Below are 20,645 nucleotides of genomic sequence, written 5' to 3'. Positions count from 1 at the left end.
TCAGTTGCCGGCGAGCTTCCGGTGGTCCCACGATGCGACGCGAACAGGTTCTACGAGATAGGCATGGCGCTTCGCCGCGGTCGCGTCCACGAAGGGCGCGATCTCGTCGTCTCCTCCCGAGCCATGGGTGAGGTCCATCATGCGCCGGACCACCTCGGTGCCAACATACCGAACCCGGTTCGGCTCGGTCACTACTTCGGCCTTGCCGTAAATCAGCGCCCCGCTCAGCTCGAAGTAGTCCTCGCCGGACTCGATGAGGCAGGTCACCCGTGGATCACGGGCGATGTTGCGCGCCTTCTGGGAGGACCGGTACGTCCAGAACGCGATCTTGTCCTCGATGACCGCGTGGAACATGGTCACCATGTGGGGCGTGCCGTCCGGGTTGATCGTTCCCAGCTGCAGCTTGCGCTGGGCGCCCATCAGGGCGGTGACCTCGTCCGCGGTCAGCGCTATCCGCCTACGCTCGCTCATCGAAAAAGTAGAACACGTTCCAGTATGCTCCGGCAAGGCTCACCTCGCAGGAGAGTGATCAAGATGACACGGGCAGGTGAGCGTGCGCGCAACCCGGAGGGGGGACGCGTGCAGAGAAGACAAGTGCGGATAAAGTGCGCGGCGGAGGCGATCAATGACCGAGACCATGGCGTCCACCCCCGCGGGGACGACCGCTCCCACCATGCCTGCTCCCAACATGCCTGCTCCCACCATGCCCGCTGATCTGCTGCGGTACGCGAAGTCCTCCAAGGGCTTCATGCCGGTGAACGAGGGCCAGGCCCTGTACGAGACCGCCGTGGATTACGGGTCGCGGCAGGGTGAGGCCGCCACGTTGCTGGAGGTCGGCACCTACTGCGGCAAATCGGCGATCTATCTCGGGGCGGCGGCCCGCCACACCGGCGCGACCGTCGTCACCGTCGACCACCACCACGGTTCCGAGGAGAACCAGGCGGGCTGGGAGCACCACGACCCGTCCCTGGTCGACCCCTGCACGGGCCGGATGGACACGCTCCCCACCTTCCGGAAGAACATCGGCGCCGCGGGCCTGGAGGACGTCGTCGTCGCCATCGTGGGCCAGTCACGCACCGTGGCGCGCCTCTGGCGGACGCCCCTCGCCCTGCTGTTCATCGACGGCGGCCACGCCGAGGAGCACGCCCAGGCCGACTACCGGGGCTGGACGCCCTGGGTGGCGGTCGGCGGCGCGCTCGTGATCCACGACGTGTTCCCCGACCCCGCCGACGGCGGCCAGGCGCCCTACCACCTCTACCTGCGCGCACTGGCAAGCGGCGCGTTCGAAGAACGCCGCGTGGAGGGCTCACTACGAGTACTGGAACGGGTCAACGAGAACGACCCCGTAGCCCGCGCCTGACCGGGCGCCGCCGCGCCGCGCCGGGCGTCGTTGCCCGGTGCGGTCTCAGAGGCGGGTACGAACGGGGTTGGCCACCGAGACCAGGGCGCAGCCGCAGGCGACCGGGTCGGAGGCCTCGGACGGGCCGAGGGGGCGTCCGGCGATCTCCTTGAAGAGGTGCGCGCCGGGGGAGGCGCCCTCCAGCGCGTCGGCGGCCAGGATGACGGCTGCGGCGGTGTAGGTGGAACGGTCGCCCGGGAAGTGCCGCTGGTTTTCGAACTGCCAGCCGGTCCAGTACGAGCCGTCGTCGTGGCGCAGGTGCTGGATCGTGCGGAACAGCTCCAGCGCGCGGTCGCGGTCGCCGGCGGCGTCCAGGGCCATCACCAGCTCGCAGCTCTCGGCGGCGGTGACCCAGGGCTGGTCGCTGACGCAGCGGCAGCCCAGGCCGTCCACCACGAACGTGTCCCATCCGGCGGCCAGGCGGCGGGCGGCGGCCTCGCCGCGAACAGGCCCGGCGAGGACCGGGTAGTACCAGTCCATCGACCAGCGGCTCTTGTCGGCGAAGGCCTCCGGGTGGGCGGCGACCACATGGCCCAGCTGGTCGGCGGCCAGTTCCCAGTCCGGCTGCGGCTCGCCCAGGTGCTCGGCCAGCGCGACGGCGCAGCGCAGCGACTGGTAGATGGACGAGCAGCCGGTGAGGAGCGCGTGATCGGCGTCCTCGCCGTTCTCATGCCGGATCCAGAGGATCTCGCCGCGCCGGGTCTGCAGGCTGAGCACGTAGTCGACGGCGCGGCGGACGGTCGGCCACATCGCGCGGGCGAACGCCTCGTCGTCGGTCATCAGGAGCTCGTGCCACACGCCCACCGCGATGTACCCGGCGTGGTTGGACTCGCCGCCGGGCTCGGTGACCTCGCCGAGGATCCACTTGGCGGGCCAGGAACCGTCGGGGCGCTGGACGGCGCGCAGCCACTCGTAGGCGCGGCGGGCGGGGGCGTTCAGCCCCGCGATGGTGAGCGCCATGGCGGCCTCGACGTGGTTCCAGGCGTCGACGTGGCCGGGCACGCCCTCGACCGGTGCGAACCACGGGATGGCTCCGGACTCCTCCTGCTGCGCCACGATGCTGTGCGCTGTGGCCAGGACGTCGTCGGAGGTCACCACACCCGGGACCGCCGGCGGCCTGGAGCGGACGCCGTCAGACCGCATCGGCCGTCTCCCGCTCTCCTGCCGGGGCGCGGGTGGCGGGCTTGGTGAAGTAGACGACCACGCTCTTGCCGATGAGCGGGTTCATCACACGCTCGGCCAGCCGGGTGGCGAGCGGGCGTTTCATGATGTCCCAGACGAGGATCTGGTGGTAGGCCTTGGCGAGCGGGTGGCCGTCGTTGTTCACGCCGACCGCGCACTTGATCCACCAGTACGGGGCGTGCAGCCCGTGCGCGTGGTGGTGGCCGTTCACCCGGAAGCCCGTCGCCTTGAGCTTGGCCTCCAGCTCGGCGCGGGTGTAGATGCGCACATGGCCGCCCGGGGCGGTGTGGTAGTCCTCCGACAGCGCCCAGCAGACCCGTTCGGGCAGCCAGGACGGGACGGTCACGGCCAGCCGCCCGCCGGGCTTGAGCACCCGCAGCAGCTCGGTCATGGCCTTCATGTCGTCGGGGATGTGCTCGAGCACCTCGGAAGCGATGATCTTGTCGAAGTGGTCGTCGGGGAACGGCAGGTCGAGCGCGTCGCCCTGGACCGTCTCGGCGGCCGCGGCCTCGGGGACCTCGCCCTCCAGGCGCATGGCCCCGAACATCTTCTCCACGCCGGCCAGCTCGTCGGCGTCCAGGTCGAAGGCCACGACGTCCGCACCCCGCCGGTACAGCTCGAAGGCATGCCGTCCGGCACCGCACCCCATGTCGAGGACGCGCTCACCGGGGGTGACGCGGAACCGCTGGAAATCCACGGTCAGCAGGGTCGTGCTCCTTCCGTACGGGAGGTCGTCGCGCCGGACGTCTCCTCAGGGCTTGGCTGCGGCGCGCCGCAGGTACCGGTGCTGGGTGATCGCGGCACGGTAGTGCCGCACCGTGGCCTGCGCGACGGCAGGCCAGGCGTACCGCTCCTGCACCCTGGCCAGACCCGCCGCACCGAGCCGTGCCCGCTCCTCGGGGGAGTCGTGCAGGCGGCGCAGCGTGGCGGCCAGCTCTTCGACGTCGCCGGGCTCGACGAGCACCGCCGCGTCGCCGACCACCTCGGGCAGCGCGCCCGCGCGGCTGGCGACCAGCGGCGTGCCGGAGGCCATGTGCTCGACGGCCGGCAGTGAGAAACCCTCGTAACGGGACGGCACGACGGCGATCTCGGCGGAGGCCATGAGCTCGCCCAGCTCGTCGTCGCTGATGCCGTTGACGAACCGCACCCGCTCGCCGAGGGCCAGCTCGCGGATGAGGCGCGCGGTGGGGCCGTCCTTCTGGGGACGGCTCACCACGATCACGTGGACGTCGCGTTCGGTGGCGACCTTGGCGACCGCGCGCAGCAGCACGTCCACGCCCTTGATGGGCGCGTCGGCGCTGGCCATCGCGACGATCCGGCCGGGCACGCGCTCGCCCAATCCCTGGTGGCCCGTGGCGCGGCGCGGGTGGAAGATCTGGGTGTCGACGCCCAGCGGCAGGATGTCGATGTCCCGCGGATCGACCTTGAAGTCCTTGACGATGTCGACCTTGGAGGACGAGGAGACCGTGAGCACCGGGCCGATCCGCCGCGCGACCTGGGACTGCATGGTCACGAAGCCGTACCAGCGGCGCTTGCCGAGGCGCTGCTTGATGCCCTCGGCGGCCTCCAGCTCGATCCGCCGGTCGACGCTGATGGGATGGTGGATGCTGGTCACCAGCGGCAGGCCGAGGCGGGCGATGCCCAGGTTGCCCAGGCCCAGCACCTGGTTGTCGTGCACGACGTCGAAGTCGCGGCGGCGGCTCCGGAGCTCGCGGAGCACCCGGATGGAGAACGTCAGCGGCTCGGGGAAGCCGCCGGTCTTCATGTGGGCGAACTCCAGCACGTCGATCCAGTCGCGGAACTCGCGCAGCGCGGGGGTCCGGAAGGGGTCCTCGTCGCGGTACAGGTCCAGGCTGGGGATCTTGGTGAGGTGGATCTGGTCCCGGTCCAGCTCCGGATAGGGCTGCCCCGAGAGCACCTCGACCGTGTGCCCGAGGTCGATCAGTTCGCGGCTCAGATGCCGCAGGTAGACACCCTGGCCGCCGCAGTGCGGCTTGCTCCGGTAGGAGAGCAGGGCGATCCGCAAGCGATCACGGTGTGCGTCGTCCTCGGACCTGCTCACGAACCACCTCTTCAGGACCCGGTGCTAGGCCCGTCGATGTTACCGGACGGTTGGAATGCGAACATGACCGCCCTTGCCCGCACTGTCGATACCGGCGAGATTCTGCTAGAACATGTTACATTCTGCTGCCGAGCAAGCGCTTGGGAGGAGCCCCCGTGCCCGAGCCCGACGTGAGCTGTGCGATCGAGATCGCCGCACCGCCCGACACCGTCTACGCCATCGTCAGCGACCTTCCGGGCCTCCCGGCGTGGGCTGCCGAGACCACGAAGGTCCGCTGGGCCAGGGGCGCGACCCGGCCCGAACCGGGGGCGCGGTTCCTCGGCAGCAACCGCAACGGGTTCTTCCGCTGGGTCACCGTCAGCGAGATCGAGGTCGCCGAACCCGGTCGCCGTCTCACCTGGCGCGTGCTCGGCGCGGCCCGCTGGGAGTACCGGATCGAGCCCACCCCGGACGGCTGCCGGGTCACCGAGAGCTGGTGGGACCTGCGGGGCTTCCTCCTCAAGCGGATCCTCGCGCCGGTCCTCTCCGGCGTCGGTGACCGCGTCAGCCACAACCGCGCGAACATGACCCGCACGCTCGAACGGCTGAAGAACGCCGCCGAGAACGCCCAAGTGGCGGGGTGAGCGGGGTCCGAACAAACGGGTTTGACTCGAGAGAGCGAGAAACACTCTGATGCGAGGCGCAGTACTGCACACCGCCGGCGGCGACGCCAAGCTCGACCTGCGTGACGACCTGTCGCTCGCCGGGCCCGACGCGGGCGAGGTCCGGATCCGGATCCGGGCGGCCGGTGTCTGCCATTCCGACGTGTCGGCGATGGCGGGCATCCTGCCGACCTCCGTGCCCGCCGTGATCGGGCATGAGGCCGCGGGCGAGGTCGTCGAGGTGGGGGAGGGCGTGACGACGGTCGCGCCCGGCGACCATGTCCTCATCAGCTTCGTTCCGGCCTGCCGCCACTGCCCCGACTGCCTGGGCGGCCAGCCCTACCTGTGCATGTCGGGCATCGGCGACGCCTTCGCCAAGGCACCCTTCCGGTACGGCGAGACCGACGTGTTCCGGATGGCGGGCTGCGGCGCGTGGGCCGAGGAGACGGTGGTGCCCGAGACCGCCGCCATCAAGGTCGACCCGGACGTGCCGTTCGACCTCGCCGCCATGATGAGCTGCGGCATCACCACCGGGGTGGGCGCGGCGCTCAACACCGCGAAGGTCGAGCCCGGCTCCAGCGTCGTGGTGATCGGCGCGGGCGGCGTCGGCCTGGCGGTCGTCCAGGGGGCGAAGATCGCCGGGGCCGCCACCATCGTCGCGGTCGACCCGCTGGAGGCCAAGCACGAGACGGCAGTGCGCTTCGGCGCCACGCACGTGACGACGCCCGACGGGCTCGCCGCGCTCCAGGCCGAGCTCACCGCGGGCCGCGGCTTCGACTACGCCTTCGAGGCGGTCGGCCGCTCCGCGACGCTGACCGCCGCCTGGGACGCGACCCGGCGGGGCGGTGACGTGGTGCTGGTCGGCGCGGGAGCGGTCGACGACCAGTGGCAGGTCGACATGTTCTCGCTGCTCTTCCTCGGCAAGAACGTGCTCAGCTCGATGTACGGGACGGCCGACATCGAACGCGACACCCGGCGCTGGACCGACCTTTGGCGTCGCGGCCGCCTGGACCTCGACGGGGTCATCTCCGACCGGATCCGCTTCGAGGACCTCAACGACGCGGTCGACGCGCTCCGCACCGGCACGGCCCTGCGCCAGGTGGTGATGTTCGACGAGGGGTGAGACGAGTGCCATGACGGGCCGGACCTGGGGCGACGGAGCGGGGACCTTGATGAGACTGGGGTCTCATGTTAGAACCCGTTCTAGGTAATAGCCGAGCAAGCGATCGGTGGGGCGGCAACGCGGCTCGCACAGCCGGCCCGCCGGTCCGAGAGGAGCTCGCATGGCCCCCCAGTACGGCCGGTCCGGTCCGTCCCGCCCACCGATCGACCTCATCGACCCCGACCTCTACGAGCGCGGGGGCATCCCGCACGACCAGTTCGCCTGGCTGCGGGACAACGATCCGGTGCACTGGCACGCCGACCCGAACGAGAGCGTGCCCGGATTCTGGGCGGTCACCCGGCACGCGGACGTGGTGGAGGTGTCGCGGCGCGCGGACCTGTTCTCGTCGGCCGAACGGGGTGCGATGTTCGCCGAGAACGACCCCGCGGATCTGGAGCTCTACCGGCTGATGATCCTCTACATGGATCCGCCCGACCACACCCAGCGCCGGAGCATGGTCAACAAGGGCTTCACACCCCGCATGATCAACCAGCTGGAGGAGCATGTCCGTGACATCGCCCACCAGCTGATCGACGCGGTGGCGGCCAAGGGCGAGGCCGACTTCGTCGAGGACATCTCCGCGCCGCTGCCCGCGTACGTCATCTGCGAGCTGCTCGGCGCGCCGGTCGAGGATCGCGACCGCATCTACCGCTGGTCCAACCAGATGATCGGCTTCGACGATCCCGAGTTCTCCGGTTCGCGCGAGATCGGCAAGCAGACGGCCGCCGAGATCTTCGCGTACGCGGGCGAGCTGGCGGCGCTGCGCCGGGCCGAGCCGCGCGACGACATCGCGACCAAGCTGCTGCAGCCGGACGCCTCCGGGCACGCCCTCACCGACGAGGAGTTCCAGCTCTTCGTGCTGATCCTGGTCATCGCCGGGAACGAGACGACCCGGAACGCGTCGTCGGGCGGCATGCACGCGCTGTTCCAGCATCCCGAGCAGTGGCGGCGGCTGCTGGAGGACAGGTCGTTGCTCCGGACCGCGCCGGACGAGATCGTCCGCTGGGCCAGCCCGGTCAACCAGTTCCGGCGTACCGCGATGGCGGACACCGTGCTGGGCGGCAAGCAGATCAAGAAGGGGGACAAGGTCGTCGTCTTCTACGGTTCGGCCAACCGCGACGAACGGGCGATCGACGACCCGTTCACGTTCGACGTCGGCCGCGACCCCAACCCCCACATCGGGTTCGGCGGGGGAGGCCCGCACTTCTGCCTGGGCACCCACCTGGCCCGCCTGGAGCTGAGCGTGCTCTTCGAGGCGATCCTGGACCGGATGCCCGACATCCGCCTCGCCGCGGAGCCGCGGCGGCTCCGCTCCAACTTCCTCAACGGCATCAAGGAGATGCGGGTGGAGTTCACGCCCAGCGCTCCCCGCTGATTCAGCGAGAGGCTGATTCAGCGAGAGAGGGAGGGGCGGGCTTCCCGCCCCTCCTTTTCGCCTTACGTCTGGCTGTGCCCGCCCTGTGGCGCGGACGGCGTGAAGCGGACCCGCAGCTCCTTCACTCCGTTCACGAAGTTGGAACGCAGGCGGCGGGGTTCACCGGCCGGCGCGATGTCGGGCATGCGATCGAGGATGGCCTCGAAGAGCACGCTCAGCTCCAGCCGGGCGAGGTGCGTGCCCAGGCAGAAGTGCGCGCCGCCGCCGCCGAAGCCCACATGCGGGTTGGGATTGCGGCCGATGTCGAACGTGAACGGGTCCTCGATCACACGGTCGTCGCGATTGGCGGAGCCGTAGAAGATGACGACCTTGTCGCCCTTCTTGATCTGCTTGCCGCCCAGCACGGTGTCGGCCGTGGCGGTGCGGCGGAACTGGTTGATGGGGCTGGTCCAGCGCACGATCTCGTCGGGGGCGGTCCGCAGGAGCGACCGGTCGGCCTTGAGCCGCTCCCACTGGTCCGGGTGGTCGAAGAAGGCGAGCATGCCGCCCACCGAGCCGTTCCGGGTGGTCTCGTGGCCCGCGATGATCAGCATCAGCAGGAAGAGCTGGAACTCCTCGATGCTGAGCCGCTCGCCGTTCTCGTCCGGCTGCAGCAGCGTGGTGGCGATGTCGTCGCGCGGCTCGGCCAGGCGCCGCTCGGCCAGCTCGGCGGCGTACCCCATGAGCTCGCCCGCGAAGGCCTTGGCCTTCTCCTTGGCCCCCGCGAGCTCGGGGTCGGCGAACCCGATGATGTAGTTGGACCAGTCGCAGATCTTCTGCCGGTCGTCCACCGGGGCGCCGAGCATCTCGCAGATCACGTACGCGGGCAGGTGCGCGGCGATGTCCTCGACGAAGTCGGCCTCGCCCTTCGCCACCACATCGTCGATCAGCTCGTTGCAGATGTCGCGGATATGGCCCTCGAGCTGCTTGATCATCCGGGGGGTGAAGCCGCGGTTGACCTTGGACCGGTTGCGGGTGTGGTCGGGCGGGTCCTGGAACAACATCATCATGCCGTAGAGCAGGACCTCGTCATCGGTGAACTCCTCGTACATCGAGGTGCGCACATGGCTGGAGAACAGCTGGGAGTTCCGGGAGACCGTGACCACGTCCTCGTGGCGGGTGACCGCCCAGAATCCGGGCACGCCCTCGTTCAGGTCGCGATGCCAGTGGACCGGATCGTTGTCCCGCAACCAGGTGAACTGCTCGTGCGGGATGCCGCCCTGCTCGTAGATGCTCGGGTCGATGATGTCGATCTCAGGTGCCATGGGAGAGATCCATCCAAGGAGGTGGGGAGGGACGGGGCAGGATCGGGCGAAGGAGGGGTCAGTCGAACGTGAGGGCCGCGGCGGCGCTGAAGCCCGCGGAGCCGGTCGAGATCTTCGGGCCGAGCGCCTCGGCCAGCGCGGCGGCGGTCCACACGCCGTCGGTCGTCACCTGATGCGCGACCGAGGGCGGTGCCATGACCGCGACCCGGCCGCCGTACGCGACGAACACCTGGCCGGTGACCTGTTCGGCGGCGGGTGAGGCCAGGTAGGCGACCAGCGGCGCCACATGGTCGACCGAGAGCGGATCGGGTCCCTCCGCGGGGGGCGGGCCGAAGACGTTCGCGGTCATGTCCGTGCGGGCGCGCGGGCAGATGGCGTTCGCGCGTACCCCGTACCGGCCGCAGGCCTGCGCGGTGGACAGTGTCAGTGCGGCGATGCCCCCCTTGGCCGCGGCGTAGTTCGGCTGGCCCGGGGCTCCCAGCAGGAACGCCTCGGAGGCCGTGTTGATGATGCGGGCGTAGACCGGCCCGCCCGTCTCCTTGGATCTGCCCCGCCAGTACGCGGCGGCGTGCTGCGACGTGACGAAGTGCCCCTTGAGGTGAACACGGACGACCGCGTCCCACTCCTCCTCGGACATGTTGAAGAGCATCCGGTCGCGCGTGAACCCGGCGTTGTTGACGACGATGTCCAGCGAGCCGTACTCGGTGAGCGCGGTCTTGAGCAACCCCTCACCCGTGGCCCAGTCGGCGATGTCGCCGGGATGCACGACGGCCTCGCCGCCCGTGGCGCCGATCTCCTCGGCGACGGCCTGGACGGCGTCGGCGTGCAGATCGTTCAGCACCACGCGGGCCCCGGCCGCGGCCAGCGCGAGGGCCTCGGCCCGCCCGAGCCCGGCGCCGGCACCGGTGACGATCGCCACCCGCCCCGCCAGGCCCACCTCTCCATCGATCACTGGTCTCCCCTCTGCGGGGCGGCACGTCGCGCCTCGTGCCGCCGGATAACCGGTGGTCAGATCATGAATTGAGCGCTTGCTTGGTCAATTTCGTATAGAACGAGTTCTAACATGAGACTCCAGTCTCATCAAGGGTCTAGACGTGAGAGTGAGATGCGTCGCAGTCCGCGGCCTCGGGGTTTGCCGCGCCGCGTTCCGGCCTCGCCTGCGGGCCGGGCCGAGCCTCAGCCGAGGACGAAGCGGATGGGGTCCCCGGCGCCGTCGCGGCGCGCCACGCCCCGGCGTTCCAGGACGCGCAGGTGCGCGGCGGCCTCGCCCGCAGCCATCTGGCGGGCGGTGATGTTCATCGTGTCCCACCCATGGCGCCAGTGCATGCCCGCGGCGAGTTGCCAGAGCGTGGCGGGCTCGCGGGAGAGCAACTCGGCGACCTCGGTGAGCCGGTCCTCGTGGTGCCCGATGATGGCGTGCGCGCGTTCAGCGAGGCCGTTGAAACGGTGCTGGTGGGCGGGCAGCACCTCGCTCGCGGTGAGACCGGCGACCCGGCCGAGCGAGCCGAGGAAGTCGCCCAGCGGATCCACGTCCGGCAGGTCGTACGGGTAGAGCCCGATGTGCGGGGTGATCCGCGGCAGGACGTGGTCGCCGGTGAAGATACGGTCGCCGTCCTCCAGATGCAGGCAGATGTGGCCGGGCGAATGCCCCGGCGTCCACACCACCCTCAGCCTGCGCCCCGGCAGGTCCACCAGCTCGCCGTCCGCGAGCTCGCGGTCCGGCTGGGCGGGTGGATCGATGTGCTCGCGCGCCGAGTGGGAGGCGAGCTCGTCCTCCTCGGCCCCGGCGCGGGCGAGCGTCCCGCGGACCCAGGTGCGTTCGGCGTCCTGCTCGACCATGCCGCGGAAGAGCCGGATGACCTCGGCGTCGGCCTGGTGCATCGCGATCCAGGCTCCGGACGCCTCGCGCACGCGACCCGCGAGCCCCGCGTGGTCGGGGTGGTAGTGCGTGACCACCACTCCGGCCACGTCCGCCACGTTCATGCCGAACGTGGCGAGGCCGTCGCGCAACGCCGCCCAGGCGTCCTCATGTTCCCAGCCCGCGTCCACCAGCACCGGCCCGCGCGGGCCTTCCAGCGCGTAGACCAGCGTGTACGCGAGCGGATTGCCGGGAATCGGAACCGGAACACTCCAGATCCCCCCACCCAGATCCTCGGCCTTGGGAAGCCCCACGGTCAGGCGCGTTCGAGGATCGTGGCCGTGGAGAGGGCGCCGCCGCAGCACATGGTGACGAGCGCCGTGGAGGCGTCGCGGCGTTCGAGCTCGTGGAGGGCCGTGGTGATCAGGCGGGCGCCGGTGGCGCCGACGGGGTGGCCGAGCGCGATGGCGCCGCCGTTGACGTTCACCCGGTCCATGTCCGGCTTGTGGACCGATGCCCAGGAGAGGACGACGGACGCGAACGCCTCGTTGATCTCGGTGATGTCGAGGTCGTCCATCGTCATCCCGGCCCGGGCCAGCACGCGCTCGGTGGACTGGATCGGGCCGTCCAGGTGGTAGTACGGCTCGGAGCCGACGAGGGCCTGGGCGCGGATGCGGGCCCGGGGCCGCAGGCCGAGCGCGGCGGCCTTCTCCTCGGACATGACGAGCACGGCGGCCGCGCCGTCGGAGATCTGCGACGAGGTGCCCGCCGTGTGCAGGCCGTTCTCGCCCATCACGGCCTTGAGCTTGGCGAGGCCCTCCTTGGTGGTCTCGCGCAGGCCCTGGTCGCGGGTGACGGTCCGGGTCTCGCCGGTGGGCGTGCCCTCCGCGTCCAGCACGGGGGCGTCGATGGGGGCGATCTCGCGTTCGAAGCGGCCGTCGGCCCAGGCCTTGGCGGCCAGCTGCTGGGACCGGGCGCCGAACGCGTCGAGGTCGTCCCGGGTGAGGCCGCGGCGCTGCGCGATCCGTTCGGCGGCCTCGAACTGGTTGGGCATGTCGATCGACCAGTCGTCCGGCCGTGGCTTGGCCGGGAGGACGTTGCTGCCCAGCGGTGCCCGGCTCATCACCTCGACGCCACATCCGATCGCGACGTCCACGGCGCCGGCGGCGATCTGGGACGCGGCCAGGTGCACAGCCTGCTGGGCGGAGCCGCACTGGGCGTCGATCGTGGTGACTCCGGTCTGCCAGGGGAGACCCGCGTACAGCCACGCGTACCGGCCGACATGGCCGCCCTGCTCGCCCGCCTGCGTGACGCATCCGGCGAAAACCTGTTCCACTTCGGCGGGGTCGGTGCCGGCGCGGTCCAGCAGCGAGCCCATCGCGTGTGCGAGCACGGCCTGCGGCTTGAGCCCCGCCAGCCAGCCATTACGTTTGCCGAGGGGAGTGCGTACCGCCTCGACGATCACCGGGGTGCCCATGCGGTCTCCTTCTAGAACGTGATTCACTTGCGACTATAACGAGTTCTAGTTTTCTGGAGAAGCCTTGGACTGTGATCCGTCCTGGGATCCATCCTGTGATCCGTTCGGGGGGCTCACGCGTCATATGTGGCATGGCTCCCGATCCTGACCAGCCGGTGTTCGACGAGGACTTCGTCAAGGGGGCGGCCTTCACCGAGCCCTCCGCCCAGGAACGCGGGCGCGCCCCTGGCCGCCTGGAGCAGAAGCGTTCACGGCGGCGGACGCGGCGAGCCGAGCGCAAGGCCGAGAAGCTCCTCTACGGCGGGTCGCCGTCGGGGAGCGGCTACCGCGCGACCGGCCGGACGAAGGCCGCCGCGTACGTGCTGATCGGCGCGGTGCTCGTGGCCGTGGTCGGCGGGGCGGTCTGGGAGCAGACGCTGAAGGGCGACGGTTCCGGGAGCGCGCCGCAGATCTCGATCAGCGAGCTCGAACGGTCGCCGGGCATCTCCACCGGGCCCTCCCTGAACCCGGCCGATCCGTTCGCCGGGTCGCCCGCCGCGAGCTATGCCGACGGTGAGGCCGGCATCGAGATGCCGGTTCCCACGGCGATGAACGGCCTGTCGGCGAGCGACCTCACATCCGCGTACGGTCTCGTCAAGCAGACGATCGCCGCCGCCAACCTCGAACCGCGGGTCGTCTTCAAGAACGAGACGGACCCGTTCACGAGGCTCCTTCAACCCGACCAGCGCGACGACGTCCGCACCAGTCTCAAGAGCAAGGGCGACGGCAATCTGCGCAGCTGGATGAGCATGTTCGCGCCCGGCACCGCCGAGCAGGTCGGCACGGTCATCAAGGTGAACGGCGCCGTCAAGGCCAGCAAGGCCACGCGGCAGGGCAACAAGGGTGTGCTGGTCAAGTCGGACCACAACTTCGTCTACGCGGTCCAGAGGCCGGGCAAGCCGGACACCCTCATGCGCGTGGTCGTCCGCCGGACGCACGAGATCTTCCTTTACCGCGAGGACGGGAAGGTCATGTTCTGGCAGTACGAGTCAGGCCGCAGTCCGGCCCCGGCCGAATGCGATACCAAGGACGGCTACATCCACCCCTCCTACCCGGAAGACCGGGGCGGGGAAGATGTCCAGCCGAGCGGCGAACCCCTCGACCCGTATGACATGTCCAGGGCACCGGACTATGACCGTGGCTGCGGGCGGGTGCAGCCGGTCTAGCCGGCCGTGGCCCTATCGATTTTCACGCTGAGGCTTGCGTACGTGGGGACGAGCACGCGGCGGGCGGCCTGGCGCGAGACGATGCGGTAAGGCTTGCCAGTGGCGAGCAACGTCTCCAGCATCCGGGTCACCTGCATGCGTGCGACAGCGGCGCCCAGGCACAGATGGCGGCCCGCGCCGAACCACAACTGCCGCGTCTCCGGAACGTACTCCCGCCGAATGTCGAACGGGCCTGCGCCGTTGTCTGCCAGGTAGGTGAGCAGGAGGATGCGGTCGCCCGCACGGAGGTCGCGGCCGCCCACAGCGACGTCCCGGTTGACGTGGCGTCCGATGACCGGGGCCGGCGTGGCGACGCGGAGGCCCTCGCGGACGGCGTTCGCCATGAGCGCCGGGTCGGCGAGGAGCAGTTCCTGCTGGCCTGTGTCGTGCAGCAGCGCGACCGTACGGGACGTACCGGACGCGCCCGTCTCGGTGCCCGCGATGGCCAGCAGGGTGGCCAGGCCGCGGGTGAGCGGCAGCCCGAGGTCCATCTCGCGGCAGCGGCCGATGATCGTGTCCGGTCCCGCGGTGCGGTACGCCTCCTCCACGCCGACCGTGATCTCGCCGACGACCGTCCGGGCCTCGTCGATCACCTCGGGCGGCAGGTGGGTGGAGGCGGTCGTGCCCATCGCCAGCCCTGCCAGGCGTTCCCCGGCGGCGAAGACCCGGCGGTACGAGTCGTCCGTACGGCTGTCGCCTATGTGGTGCTCGCCCGGCAGTCCGAGCAGGTTGGCGACCAGCCGCCCGGCCAGGACGCGGGTCGCGTCGGCGACGTCGACGGTCTCGCCTGCGGCGAGCCGCGCGCCCATCGCCCGGTAGTGCGCGCCCTGCGACCGTTCGACGAGGGTGCGGGCGCTGTCCTCGGTGAAGAGATCGCGGGCGCGCGTGCGCATCTCCGCGTGCCGTGCCCCGCCGAAGAACTGCGCCATCTCGGGGCCGAACAGCTGGGTCCACAGGTGCCCGACGCCGCCCTCTCCGGCCATGCCGAAGTGCGCGTGGTCGTTCAGCACGCGGCGGGCCAGCACGGGGTCGGTCACCACCCAGCCGAGCCGGGGCACGCGTGCGATCGGGCCCGTCTGCCGGGCCGCGCTGAGGAGGGCGTAGAGGCCCCGGTTGCCGGTCCACAACAGGCGCGCCTCATGCCGGGCGGCGGCCTTGCCACTGTTGATCTTCCTGCTGGTCACAGGTCGATTGTGCAGGTCACGGCGAGGGCGCTGAATGGGAGGTATCACTCAATTGGCATGAGTGGTGGTACTCACCCTCAAATAAGCCGCAATGCCCCCTCGGGTTCCGTAGGGTCTCCCTCGTCGGCGGGGGGCGTGGTCGGTGAGGCTGAATCCCGACATCACGCAAATGCCTTATCTTCACACCTCATATCTCCACACCCGGGGGACATCAGCCCATGAGAGCCCGTATCGCCGGCGTCACGGCCTACCTGCCTGAACGCACCGTCACCAGTGCCGAGGTGGAGGCCCGCGTCGCGGCGGAGAGCGCCGGCCACGGCTTCCGGCCGCTGCCCACGATCGTCGAGCGGATGACGGGGATCCGCACCCGGCACGTGATGCGCGCCGACCAGCAGGCGTCCGATCTCGCGGTCGAGGCCGCGCGCAAGCTGCTCGCCGACCGGGGGGCGGCGCCGCACGACCTCGATCTGCTGATCTTCGGCTCTGCCTCGCAGGACCTGATCGAGCCCGCCACGGCCCACATCGTCGCGGCCAAGCTCGGTGCGACCTGCCCGGTCTTCGACGTGAAGAACGCCTGCAACAGCTTCCTCAACGCGCTGCAGATCGCCGAGGCCCTCATCCGCACCGGCCAGCACGAACGGGTGCTGGTCTGCGGAGGGGAGACGCCGTCACGGGCGATCCGCTGGAACGTACGGGACAGGGCGCAGTTCGTGGACGCGTTCGCGGGCTACACGCTGTCGGACGGCGGCGCCGCGATGCTGGTCGAGGCCGCGCCGGACGGAGGGATCTTCTACCGCGACTTCGCCGCGGTCTCCACGGCCTGGGACGTCGGCACCCTTCCGGGAGGCGGGTCGATGCATCCGCGCGACCCCGAGTTCTCCTACTTCAGCGGGGACGGGCGGCGCCTCAAGGACGCGTTCATCGCCAACGGCCCGGAGCTCTTCGTGACGGCGCTGGAGAAGACCGGCTTGACCTGGGACGACTTCGCCATCGTCGCCGTGCACCAGGTGACGCTGCCCTATCTGGACGTGCTCCGGACCATCCTCGGCATCCCGGTGGAGAAACTCGTCGTGACGTTGCCCGACCACGGCAACGTCGCATCCGTGACGCTTCCGCTGCAACTCGCCACGGCGATGGAGGAGGGCCGGTGCGGGCCGGGCGACCGGGTGGCGCTGGTCGGGCTGGCGGGCGGCGTCAGCCTCGGCGTCACGTTCGCAGAGCTGTGATCGGGCCAGTGACGGAGCTGTGAACGGAGCTGTGGGCATGGATCTCTGGGTGGTCATCCCCGCGTACGACGAGGAACGCTCGATCGGCGCCACGCTGCGGCGTCTCAGCGAGCAGACCGACGCCGACTTCACCGTCGTCGTCGTGGACAACGCCAGCACGGACGGCACGGTGGAGGTCGTTCGGGCGTTCGGCGACGAGCATCCCAAGCTCGACCTCCGGATCGTCCACGAGCCGCAGAAGGGGACCGGCGCGGCGGCCGACACCGGCATCCGGCACGCCCTCGCCGCCGGCGCGACGCACGTCGCCCGCACCGACGCCGACTGCCTGCCCGACCATGGCTGGATCGAGGCGGTGAAGCGCGCGTTCGACGACGGGCTGGAGATGGTCAGCGGGCCGCTGCGGCCCCGCACGGACGAGTTCAAGCTGAAGCTGTGGGAGCGGCGGCTGCTGCCCGCCGTGGTGGGGGTGGCCGCGACGTTCGGGCGGTTCCGGCCCGGCAACCAGGACCCGCTCTATCTTGGGCCGTACGTGATGATGCCCGGCTGCAACGTCGCGATCAGCGGCGATCTCTACGAGCGGGCCGGGGGCTTCCCGCGTACCAGGATTGAGGACGTGCACGAGGACCGCGCGCTGGTCAACCGCGTGCGCAAGCTGACGACGGCGTACGGGTTGCGCAAGGACATGACGGTGTACGGGTCGGTGCGGCGGCTGCGCGCGTACGGGCTGGTCGGGACGCTGGGCTGGTACGCCGACCACCGCTACAAGCCCGACATCGTGGACATCCGGTGAGGGGCGACCATCCGATGAACTGGGAGCGGAGGCTTTACCTCACCGCGCATCCGTTCGCCTACCCGCTGCTGCGCGCGCTTGCCCGGCGCGGCCCGGTCGTCCGGGTGCCGCGGCTGGGAGTCGTGGTTAACGACGCGCGGCTGGCCCGCGACGTCCTCATGGACGGCGAGACGTTCCGCAAGGACGGACCGGGCTCGCCGGGCGACCTGTGGACGCCGATCCTGGGGCCGTCGGTGCTGCTCAACATGGAGGGCGAGGGCCATCGGGCGCTGCGGCGGCGCCTCGCCGAGCTGTTCACGCCGTCGTACGTCGACGGCCTGTGCGCCCGGATCCTCGCCGAACCGCTCGAGCGCCTGACCGAACGGCTCGCGGGGGGCGACGCGGTCGATCTCGTCGACACCATGCGTGTCATGGCGGGCACGGTCATCGGCGAGGTCATCGGACTGGAGGCGGGTTCGGAGAACGACTACCGGCATCTCTTCGAACAGGGCGAAGAGATCGTCTCCATGGTCTCGTTGCGGACCCGGCGCTTCTCGCCCGCGCAGATCGAACGGGCGCGGGCGGTGCTCGACCCGCTTGGGGACATCGCCGCCAAAGCGTTCGCGGCCGGAGACGAGGGCACGGTGATGGGCCGGATGCGCACGCTCGGCCTGTCCGAGGACGAGGCGCGCGGAGCCGCCGGCGCGTTCTTTCTCACCGGCACCGAGACCGTGGCCACGCTCGTGCCGCGCCTGACCGCGCTCCTGCACGACTCGGGCTCGCTGGCACGCGTCGCCGCCGACCCCGGGCTGCTCGATCCGGCGATCGACGAGGCCATGCGCGTGACCACGCCGACGCCGGTGATGTTGCGGAGCGTGCACGGGCAGGCCCGGATCGGCGGTGTGGCGGTGAGACCCGGGGACCGGGTGCTGATCGCCACGCACAACTGCTGCCGCGCGTACGGACCGTTCGACCTCGACCGCCCGCATCCTCCCGAGCTGCGGCGGCTGTGGTTCGGCGCCGGGCCGCATTTCTGCCTCGGCTATCCGCTGGCCATGGCCGAGACGCGGGCGGTGGCCCGGACGCTCCTGGCCGCGGCGCCGCTGCAGATCGCTCGGCGGGAGGCGGCGCGGGGCGTGCTCATCCCGACGTACCGGCGGCTCGTGATCCGTTCCGGGGAGGCGGCGTGACGCTCGTTCGACGGCTGCTGGACCAGGCGGCGCGGACACCCGGCGCGGTGGCGCTGGTCGCGGGGGACGGCGCCGAGCTCACGTACGGCGAGCTGCGGCGGCAGGTGCTCGCCGTCCGGCACGGGCTGCTGGCGAACGGGCTGGAGCCGGGCGACGGGATGTTGTTCTCGGTGCGGCCGTCACCCGAGTCGCTCGTGCTGGCGCTCGGTGTCGTCGCGGCGGGCGGCGTGGTGGTCTTCGCCGATCCGGGTGCGGGCTCGGAGATGTTCGAGGCGCGGCTGCGGCTGGCGCGTCCCCGCTGGTCGGCGGCGGAATCCCTGCTGTACGCGGCGAGCAGGCTCCGCGTCGTCCGGGCGTACGCGAAGAGGCGGGGATTGCTGCTGCCGAAGCTGGCTGACCTACCGATGCGGCACCTCTACGTGGGCCGATGGCTGCCCGGTGTGCCGCGCGGTGCCCTGTCGTTCGGCGCACTCGTCCAGGGAGAGCCGCCGGAGGCCGAGGCGTACGGGGACCCGGACGCACCGGCGGCGGTGATCTTCACCTCGGGCACGACCGCGAACCCGCGCGCCGTCGTCCACACGCAGTCGTCGCTGGCCGCCGCGCTCGACCTCTTCCAGGAACGGCTGCCCCTCGGCCCGGGCGCCGTTGTCCACACCGACCAGCTCATGCTCGGGCTGCCGACGCTGATCTCGGGCGCGAGGTGGTCGATGCCGCCGCTCTTCTGCTCGCCCGCGGACTTCGCCCGCCAGCTCCGTGAACGCGGCGCCACGCACACCTTCTGCGTCCCCGTCCACCTGGCGGAGGTGCTGGACGAGGAACCCGAGCTCCCCGAGTCGCTGCGGTACCTGCTCCTGGGGGCGGCCCCCGCGCCCGCCGGGGTGCTGCGCCGCGCGCTCGCGGCGGCGCCCGGTGCGGAGGTCCTTTCGGTGTACGCGATGACCGAGATCCTGCCGGTGGCGATCGCGTCGGCGAGGGAGAAGTTCACCCATACCGGGACAGGCGCCGACGGGGATCTCCTCGGGCGACCGCTGCCCGGGGTCGGGATCTCGATCGCCCAGGACGGAGAGCTGCTTCTGTCGGGGCCCAACCTCTGCAGCGGCTACCTGGGCGACGAGCCGCTGAAGGAGCTGCCCACCGGGGACCTGGCCCGCCTCGACGAGCAGGGCCGCCTCGTGCTCGTCGGGCGCAAGAAGGACATGCTGATCCGTGGCAAGTTCAACCTCTATCCGGGGTTGTACGAGCCCGCCATCGCGGCGCTGGACGGGGTGACCGAGGCGGCCATCGTCGGCCTGCCCGATCCGGAGACCGGCGACGAGGAGGTCGTCCTGGCGGTGGTCGGTGCCCCGGACGCCCCCGCTGACCTGGCCGAACGCCTCCACCGGCGGCTCCCGGACGTGATCGACCACGACGCGCTGCCGGACCGGATCATCGTGCTGCCCGATTTGCCACGGTCCGGCCGAGGCCGCAAGCTCGACCGGGGCCGGCTGCGGGAGCTGGCGCGAGGGGGGAACGCATGAAGGTCGCGGTGACGGGCGCCTCCGGCTTCGTCGGAGGCGCGGTGTGCCGGGCGCTGGCGGACCACGGCATCGAGACGCTGGCCTTCGGCCGCCGCCCCGAGGTCGCCCCCGGCCACCTGGGCGGCGCCACCTACCGTTCGTGGGACCTCACCTCCGGCCCGCTCGCGGCCGCGCCCGAGGTCGACGCGGTCGTCCACTGCGCGGGGACCGTCACCGACTGGGGACCGGCCGCCACGTTCTTCGCCACCAACCTCGGCGGCACCCGCAACGCCCTCCGGACCTTCCCCGGCGCCCGATTCGTGCACGTGAGCACGGCCAGCGTGTACGACCCGTACCGCCCGACCGTGATGGCCACTGAGGACGAGGCCCCGGTCTTCCGTTATCTCAACGCGTACGGCGCCTCCAAGATGGCGGCGGAACGCGCCGTTCTCTCCGTCATGCGTGGTCATGGCCCCGCCCCCTGGCGGCGCGCCCGTCCGCGCCGCGAGGCGATCATCCTGCGCCCGCACGCCGTCTACGGTCCCGGCGACACCACGCTCCTGCCCCGTGTCCTGTCCTCCGTACGCGGCCCGGTCCTGCCCGCCACAGGCCGCGGCGGGAACCTGGTCAGCCTCACCTCGATCGGCAACCTCGTCGAGGCCTGCCTCCTCGCGGCCTGCGGCCCGACCGGCACCGGCGTCTACAACGTGACCGACGCCGAGCCGGTCACCCTCCGGGACGCGCTCCACGAGATCCTCGCCGAACGCGGCGTCCACGCCCGCCCGATCTTCCTGCCCGCCCGCGCCGTCCGCCCGATCGCCACGGCCGTCGAGGGAGCCTTCCTCCTGGCCCGCCGCCCCAACCCCCCGCGCCTCACCCGCTACGCGGTCAGTCACCTTGCGGTCGAGCGCACTCTCGACATCACCGCCGCCCGCGACGCCCTCGGCTACGACCCCAAGCCGACGTCCTTCGCCGGCGCCGCCGACTGGTAACCGGCCAGCTCAGGCCGTCTTTGGAGAGTGAGGAGAAGCTCGGGAAATCTCTGCGCCGATTTGTGGAATGAAGCGTTCCGTTCT

General features: G+C 71.0%; 19 protein-coding genes. 10 read left to right on the top strand and 9 right to left on the bottom strand.

The window, feature by feature from the left end; all coding sequences use genetic code 11:
• The gene (locus tag F8566_RS34645) at positions 1-471 is read right to left on the bottom strand and encodes a pyridoxamine 5'-phosphate oxidase family protein (protein ID WP_151566092.1); all 471 of its coding nucleotides are present in this window, start codon (positions 469-471) and stop codon (positions 1-3) included.
• Positions 472-703: 232 nt separating this feature from the next.
• Here F8566_RS34645 and F8566_RS34640 point away from each other — a divergent pair, with 232 nt between their 5' ends.
• Entirely contained in the window at positions 704-1,360 is a 657-nt protein-coding gene (locus F8566_RS34640; protein WP_404800374.1) for a class I SAM-dependent methyltransferase, read from the top strand.
• A 45-nt stretch (positions 1,361-1,405) separates the two neighbouring features.
• Here F8566_RS34640 and F8566_RS34635 read toward each other — a convergent pair whose 3' ends face one another.
• The 3 genes from F8566_RS34635 to F8566_RS34625 are packed head-to-tail and all read right to left on the bottom strand — an operon-like array spanning position 1,406 to position 4,643.
• Entirely contained in the window at positions 1,406-2,542 is a 1,137-nt protein-coding gene (locus tag F8566_RS34635; RefSeq protein ID WP_151566091.1) for a prenyltransferase/squalene oxidase repeat-containing protein, read from the bottom strand.
• Positions 2,532-3,287 carry a class I SAM-dependent methyltransferase gene (locus tag F8566_RS34630; protein WP_192810026.1) on the bottom strand — a complete coding sequence of 252 codons (756 nt, stop codon included), beginning with the start codon at positions 3,285-3,287 and terminating at the stop codon, positions 2,532-2,534. The genes F8566_RS34635 and F8566_RS34630 overlap by 11 nt, the downstream gene beginning before the upstream one ends.
• A 45-nt stretch (positions 3,288-3,332) precedes the next feature.
• Entirely contained in the window at positions 3,333-4,643 is a 1,311-nt protein-coding gene (locus F8566_RS34625) for a glycosyltransferase family 4 protein (protein ID WP_225993770.1), read from the bottom strand.
• A gap of 155 nt (positions 4,644-4,798) precedes the next feature.
• On the opposite strand from F8566_RS34625, the gene F8566_RS34620 reads away from it, so the two are divergent.
• The 3 genes from F8566_RS34620 to F8566_RS34610 all read left to right on the top strand — a co-directional run bounded on the left by F8566_RS34620 (position 4,799) and on the right by F8566_RS34610 (position 7,821).
• Positions 4,799-5,266 (top strand): SRPBCC family protein, encoded by a 468-nt coding sequence (locus F8566_RS34620; protein WP_151566089.1) that lies wholly within the window; start codon positions 4,799-4,801, stop codon positions 5,264-5,266.
• A gap of 49 nt (positions 5,267-5,315) precedes the next feature.
• Complete coding sequence (locus F8566_RS34615) at positions 5,316-6,407, top strand: zinc-binding dehydrogenase (protein ID WP_151566088.1); 1,092 nt, start codon at positions 5,316-5,318, stop codon at positions 6,405-6,407.
• A gap of 160 nt (positions 6,408-6,567) precedes the next feature.
• Positions 6,568-7,821, top strand: a complete 1,254-nt coding sequence (locus tag F8566_RS34610) for a cytochrome P450 (protein ID WP_151566087.1) — start codon at positions 6,568-6,570, stop codon at positions 7,819-7,821.
• Positions 7,822-7,883: 62 nt separating this feature from the next.
• Here F8566_RS34610 and F8566_RS34605 read toward each other — a convergent pair whose 3' ends face one another.
• From F8566_RS34605 to F8566_RS34590, 4 genes are all read right to left on the bottom strand, one after another.
• The gene (locus F8566_RS34605; RefSeq protein ID WP_151566086.1) at positions 7,884-9,125 is read right to left on the bottom strand and encodes a cytochrome P450; all 1,242 of its coding nucleotides are present in this window, start codon (positions 9,123-9,125) and stop codon (positions 7,884-7,886) included.
• Between the two features lie 58 nt (positions 9,126-9,183).
• A complete protein-coding gene (locus F8566_RS34600) occupies positions 9,184-10,077 on the bottom strand; it encodes an SDR family NAD(P)-dependent oxidoreductase (protein ID WP_225993769.1) in 894 nt (297 codons plus the stop codon).
• Positions 10,078-10,301: 224 nt separating this feature from the next.
• On the bottom strand, positions 10,302-11,297 hold the full coding sequence (locus F8566_RS34595) for an MBL fold metallo-hydrolase (protein ID WP_151566085.1): 996 nt from the start codon (positions 11,295-11,297) through the stop codon (positions 10,302-10,304).
• A gap of 2 nt (positions 11,298-11,299) precedes the next feature.
• Positions 11,300-12,460 carry a steroid 3-ketoacyl-CoA thiolase gene (locus tag F8566_RS34590; protein WP_151566084.1) on the bottom strand — a complete coding sequence of 387 codons (1,161 nt, stop codon included), beginning with the start codon at positions 12,458-12,460 and terminating at the stop codon, positions 11,300-11,302.
• 131 nt (positions 12,461-12,591) lie between these two features.
• On the opposite strand from F8566_RS34590, the gene F8566_RS34585 reads away from it, so the two are divergent.
• Positions 12,592-13,665 (top strand): SCO2583/SCO2584 N-terminal domain-containing protein, encoded by a 1,074-nt coding sequence (locus F8566_RS34585; protein WP_151566083.1) that lies wholly within the window; start codon positions 12,592-12,594, stop codon positions 13,663-13,665.
• Here the strand turns inward: F8566_RS34585 and F8566_RS34580 are convergent.
• Positions 13,662-14,888 carry a cytochrome P450 gene (locus F8566_RS34580; protein WP_151566082.1) on the bottom strand — a complete coding sequence of 409 codons (1,227 nt, stop codon included), beginning with the start codon at positions 14,886-14,888 and terminating at the stop codon, positions 13,662-13,664. The genes F8566_RS34585 and F8566_RS34580 overlap by 4 nt on opposite strands.
• Before the next feature lie 218 nt (positions 14,889-15,106).
• Between F8566_RS34580 and F8566_RS34575 the strand changes: the two genes are divergently transcribed.
• The 5 genes from F8566_RS34575 to F8566_RS34555 are packed head-to-tail and all read left to right on the top strand — an operon-like array spanning position 15,107 to position 20,561.
• A complete protein-coding gene (locus F8566_RS34575; RefSeq protein ID WP_151566081.1) occupies positions 15,107-16,114 on the top strand; it encodes a 3-oxoacyl-ACP synthase III family protein in 1,008 nt (335 codons plus the stop codon).
• Between the two features lie 37 nt (positions 16,115-16,151).
• A complete protein-coding gene (locus F8566_RS34570) occupies positions 16,152-16,904 on the top strand; it encodes a glycosyltransferase family 2 protein (RefSeq protein WP_151566080.1) in 753 nt (250 codons plus the stop codon).
• 14 nt (positions 16,905-16,918) lie between these two features.
• On the top strand, positions 16,919-18,073 hold the full coding sequence (locus F8566_RS34565; RefSeq protein WP_151566079.1) for a cytochrome P450: 1,155 nt from the start codon (positions 16,919-16,921) through the stop codon (positions 18,071-18,073).
• Positions 18,070-19,590, top strand: coding sequence for a class I adenylate-forming enzyme family protein (locus tag F8566_RS34560; RefSeq protein WP_151566078.1), 1,521 nt, complete (start codon positions 18,070-18,072; stop codon positions 19,588-19,590). The genes F8566_RS34565 and F8566_RS34560 overlap by 4 nt, the downstream gene beginning before the upstream one ends.
• The gene (locus tag F8566_RS34555) at positions 19,587-20,561 is read left to right on the top strand and encodes an NAD-dependent epimerase/dehydratase family protein (protein WP_151566077.1); all 975 of its coding nucleotides are present in this window, start codon (positions 19,587-19,589) and stop codon (positions 20,559-20,561) included. Before F8566_RS34560 ends, F8566_RS34555 begins: the two co-directional genes overlap by 4 nt.
• Positions 20,562-20,645 lie beyond the last annotated feature (84 nt).

The sequence above is a fragment of the Actinomadura rudentiformis genome (assembly GCF_008923185.1).
Taxonomy (GTDB): Bacteria; Actinomycetota; Actinomycetes; order Streptosporangiales; family Streptosporangiaceae; genus Spirillospora; species Spirillospora rudentiformis.
Note: the sequence above shows the minus strand (reverse complement) of the source record. Positions and strands in the feature narration are given on the sequence as shown.

Excerpts from the sequence above, each read along its gene's own strand:
- F8566_RS34590 (WP_151566084.1), bottom strand. The coding sequence starts at position 12,460 with ATGGGCACCCCGGTGATCGTCGAGGCGGTACGCACTCCCCTCGGCAAA.
- F8566_RS34645 (WP_151566092.1), bottom strand. The coding sequence starts at position 471 with ATGAGCGAGCGTAGGCGGATAGCGCTGACCGCGGACGAGGTCACCGCC.
- F8566_RS34570 (WP_151566080.1), top strand. The coding sequence starts at position 16,152 with ATGGATCTCTGGGTGGTCATCCCCGCGTACGACGAGGAACGCTCGATC.
- F8566_RS34555 (WP_151566077.1), top strand. The coding sequence starts at position 19,587 with ATGAAGGTCGCGGTGACGGGCGCCTCCGGCTTCGTCGGAGGCGCGGTG.
- F8566_RS34635 (WP_151566091.1), bottom strand. The coding sequence starts at position 2,542 with ATGCGGTCTGACGGCGTCCGCTCCAGGCCGCCGGCGGTCCCGGGTGTG.
- F8566_RS34615 (WP_151566088.1), top strand. The coding sequence starts at position 5,316 with ATGCGAGGCGCAGTACTGCACACCGCCGGCGGCGACGCCAAGCTCGAC.
- F8566_RS34585 (WP_151566083.1), top strand. The coding sequence starts at position 12,592 with ATGGCTCCCGATCCTGACCAGCCGGTGTTCGACGAGGACTTCGTCAAG.
- F8566_RS34565 (WP_151566079.1), top strand. The coding sequence starts at position 16,919 with ATGAACTGGGAGCGGAGGCTTTACCTCACCGCGCATCCGTTCGCCTAC.
- F8566_RS34610 (WP_151566087.1), top strand. The coding sequence starts at position 6,568 with ATGGCCCCCCAGTACGGCCGGTCCGGTCCGTCCCGCCCACCGATCGAC.
- F8566_RS34575 (WP_151566081.1), top strand. The coding sequence starts at position 15,107 with ATGAGAGCCCGTATCGCCGGCGTCACGGCCTACCTGCCTGAACGCACC.
- F8566_RS34640 (WP_404800374.1), top strand. The coding sequence starts at position 704 with ATGCCCGCTGATCTGCTGCGGTACGCGAAGTCCTCCAAGGGCTTCATG.
- F8566_RS34605 (WP_151566086.1), bottom strand. The coding sequence starts at position 9,125 with ATGGCACCTGAGATCGACATCATCGACCCGAGCATCTACGAGCAGGGC.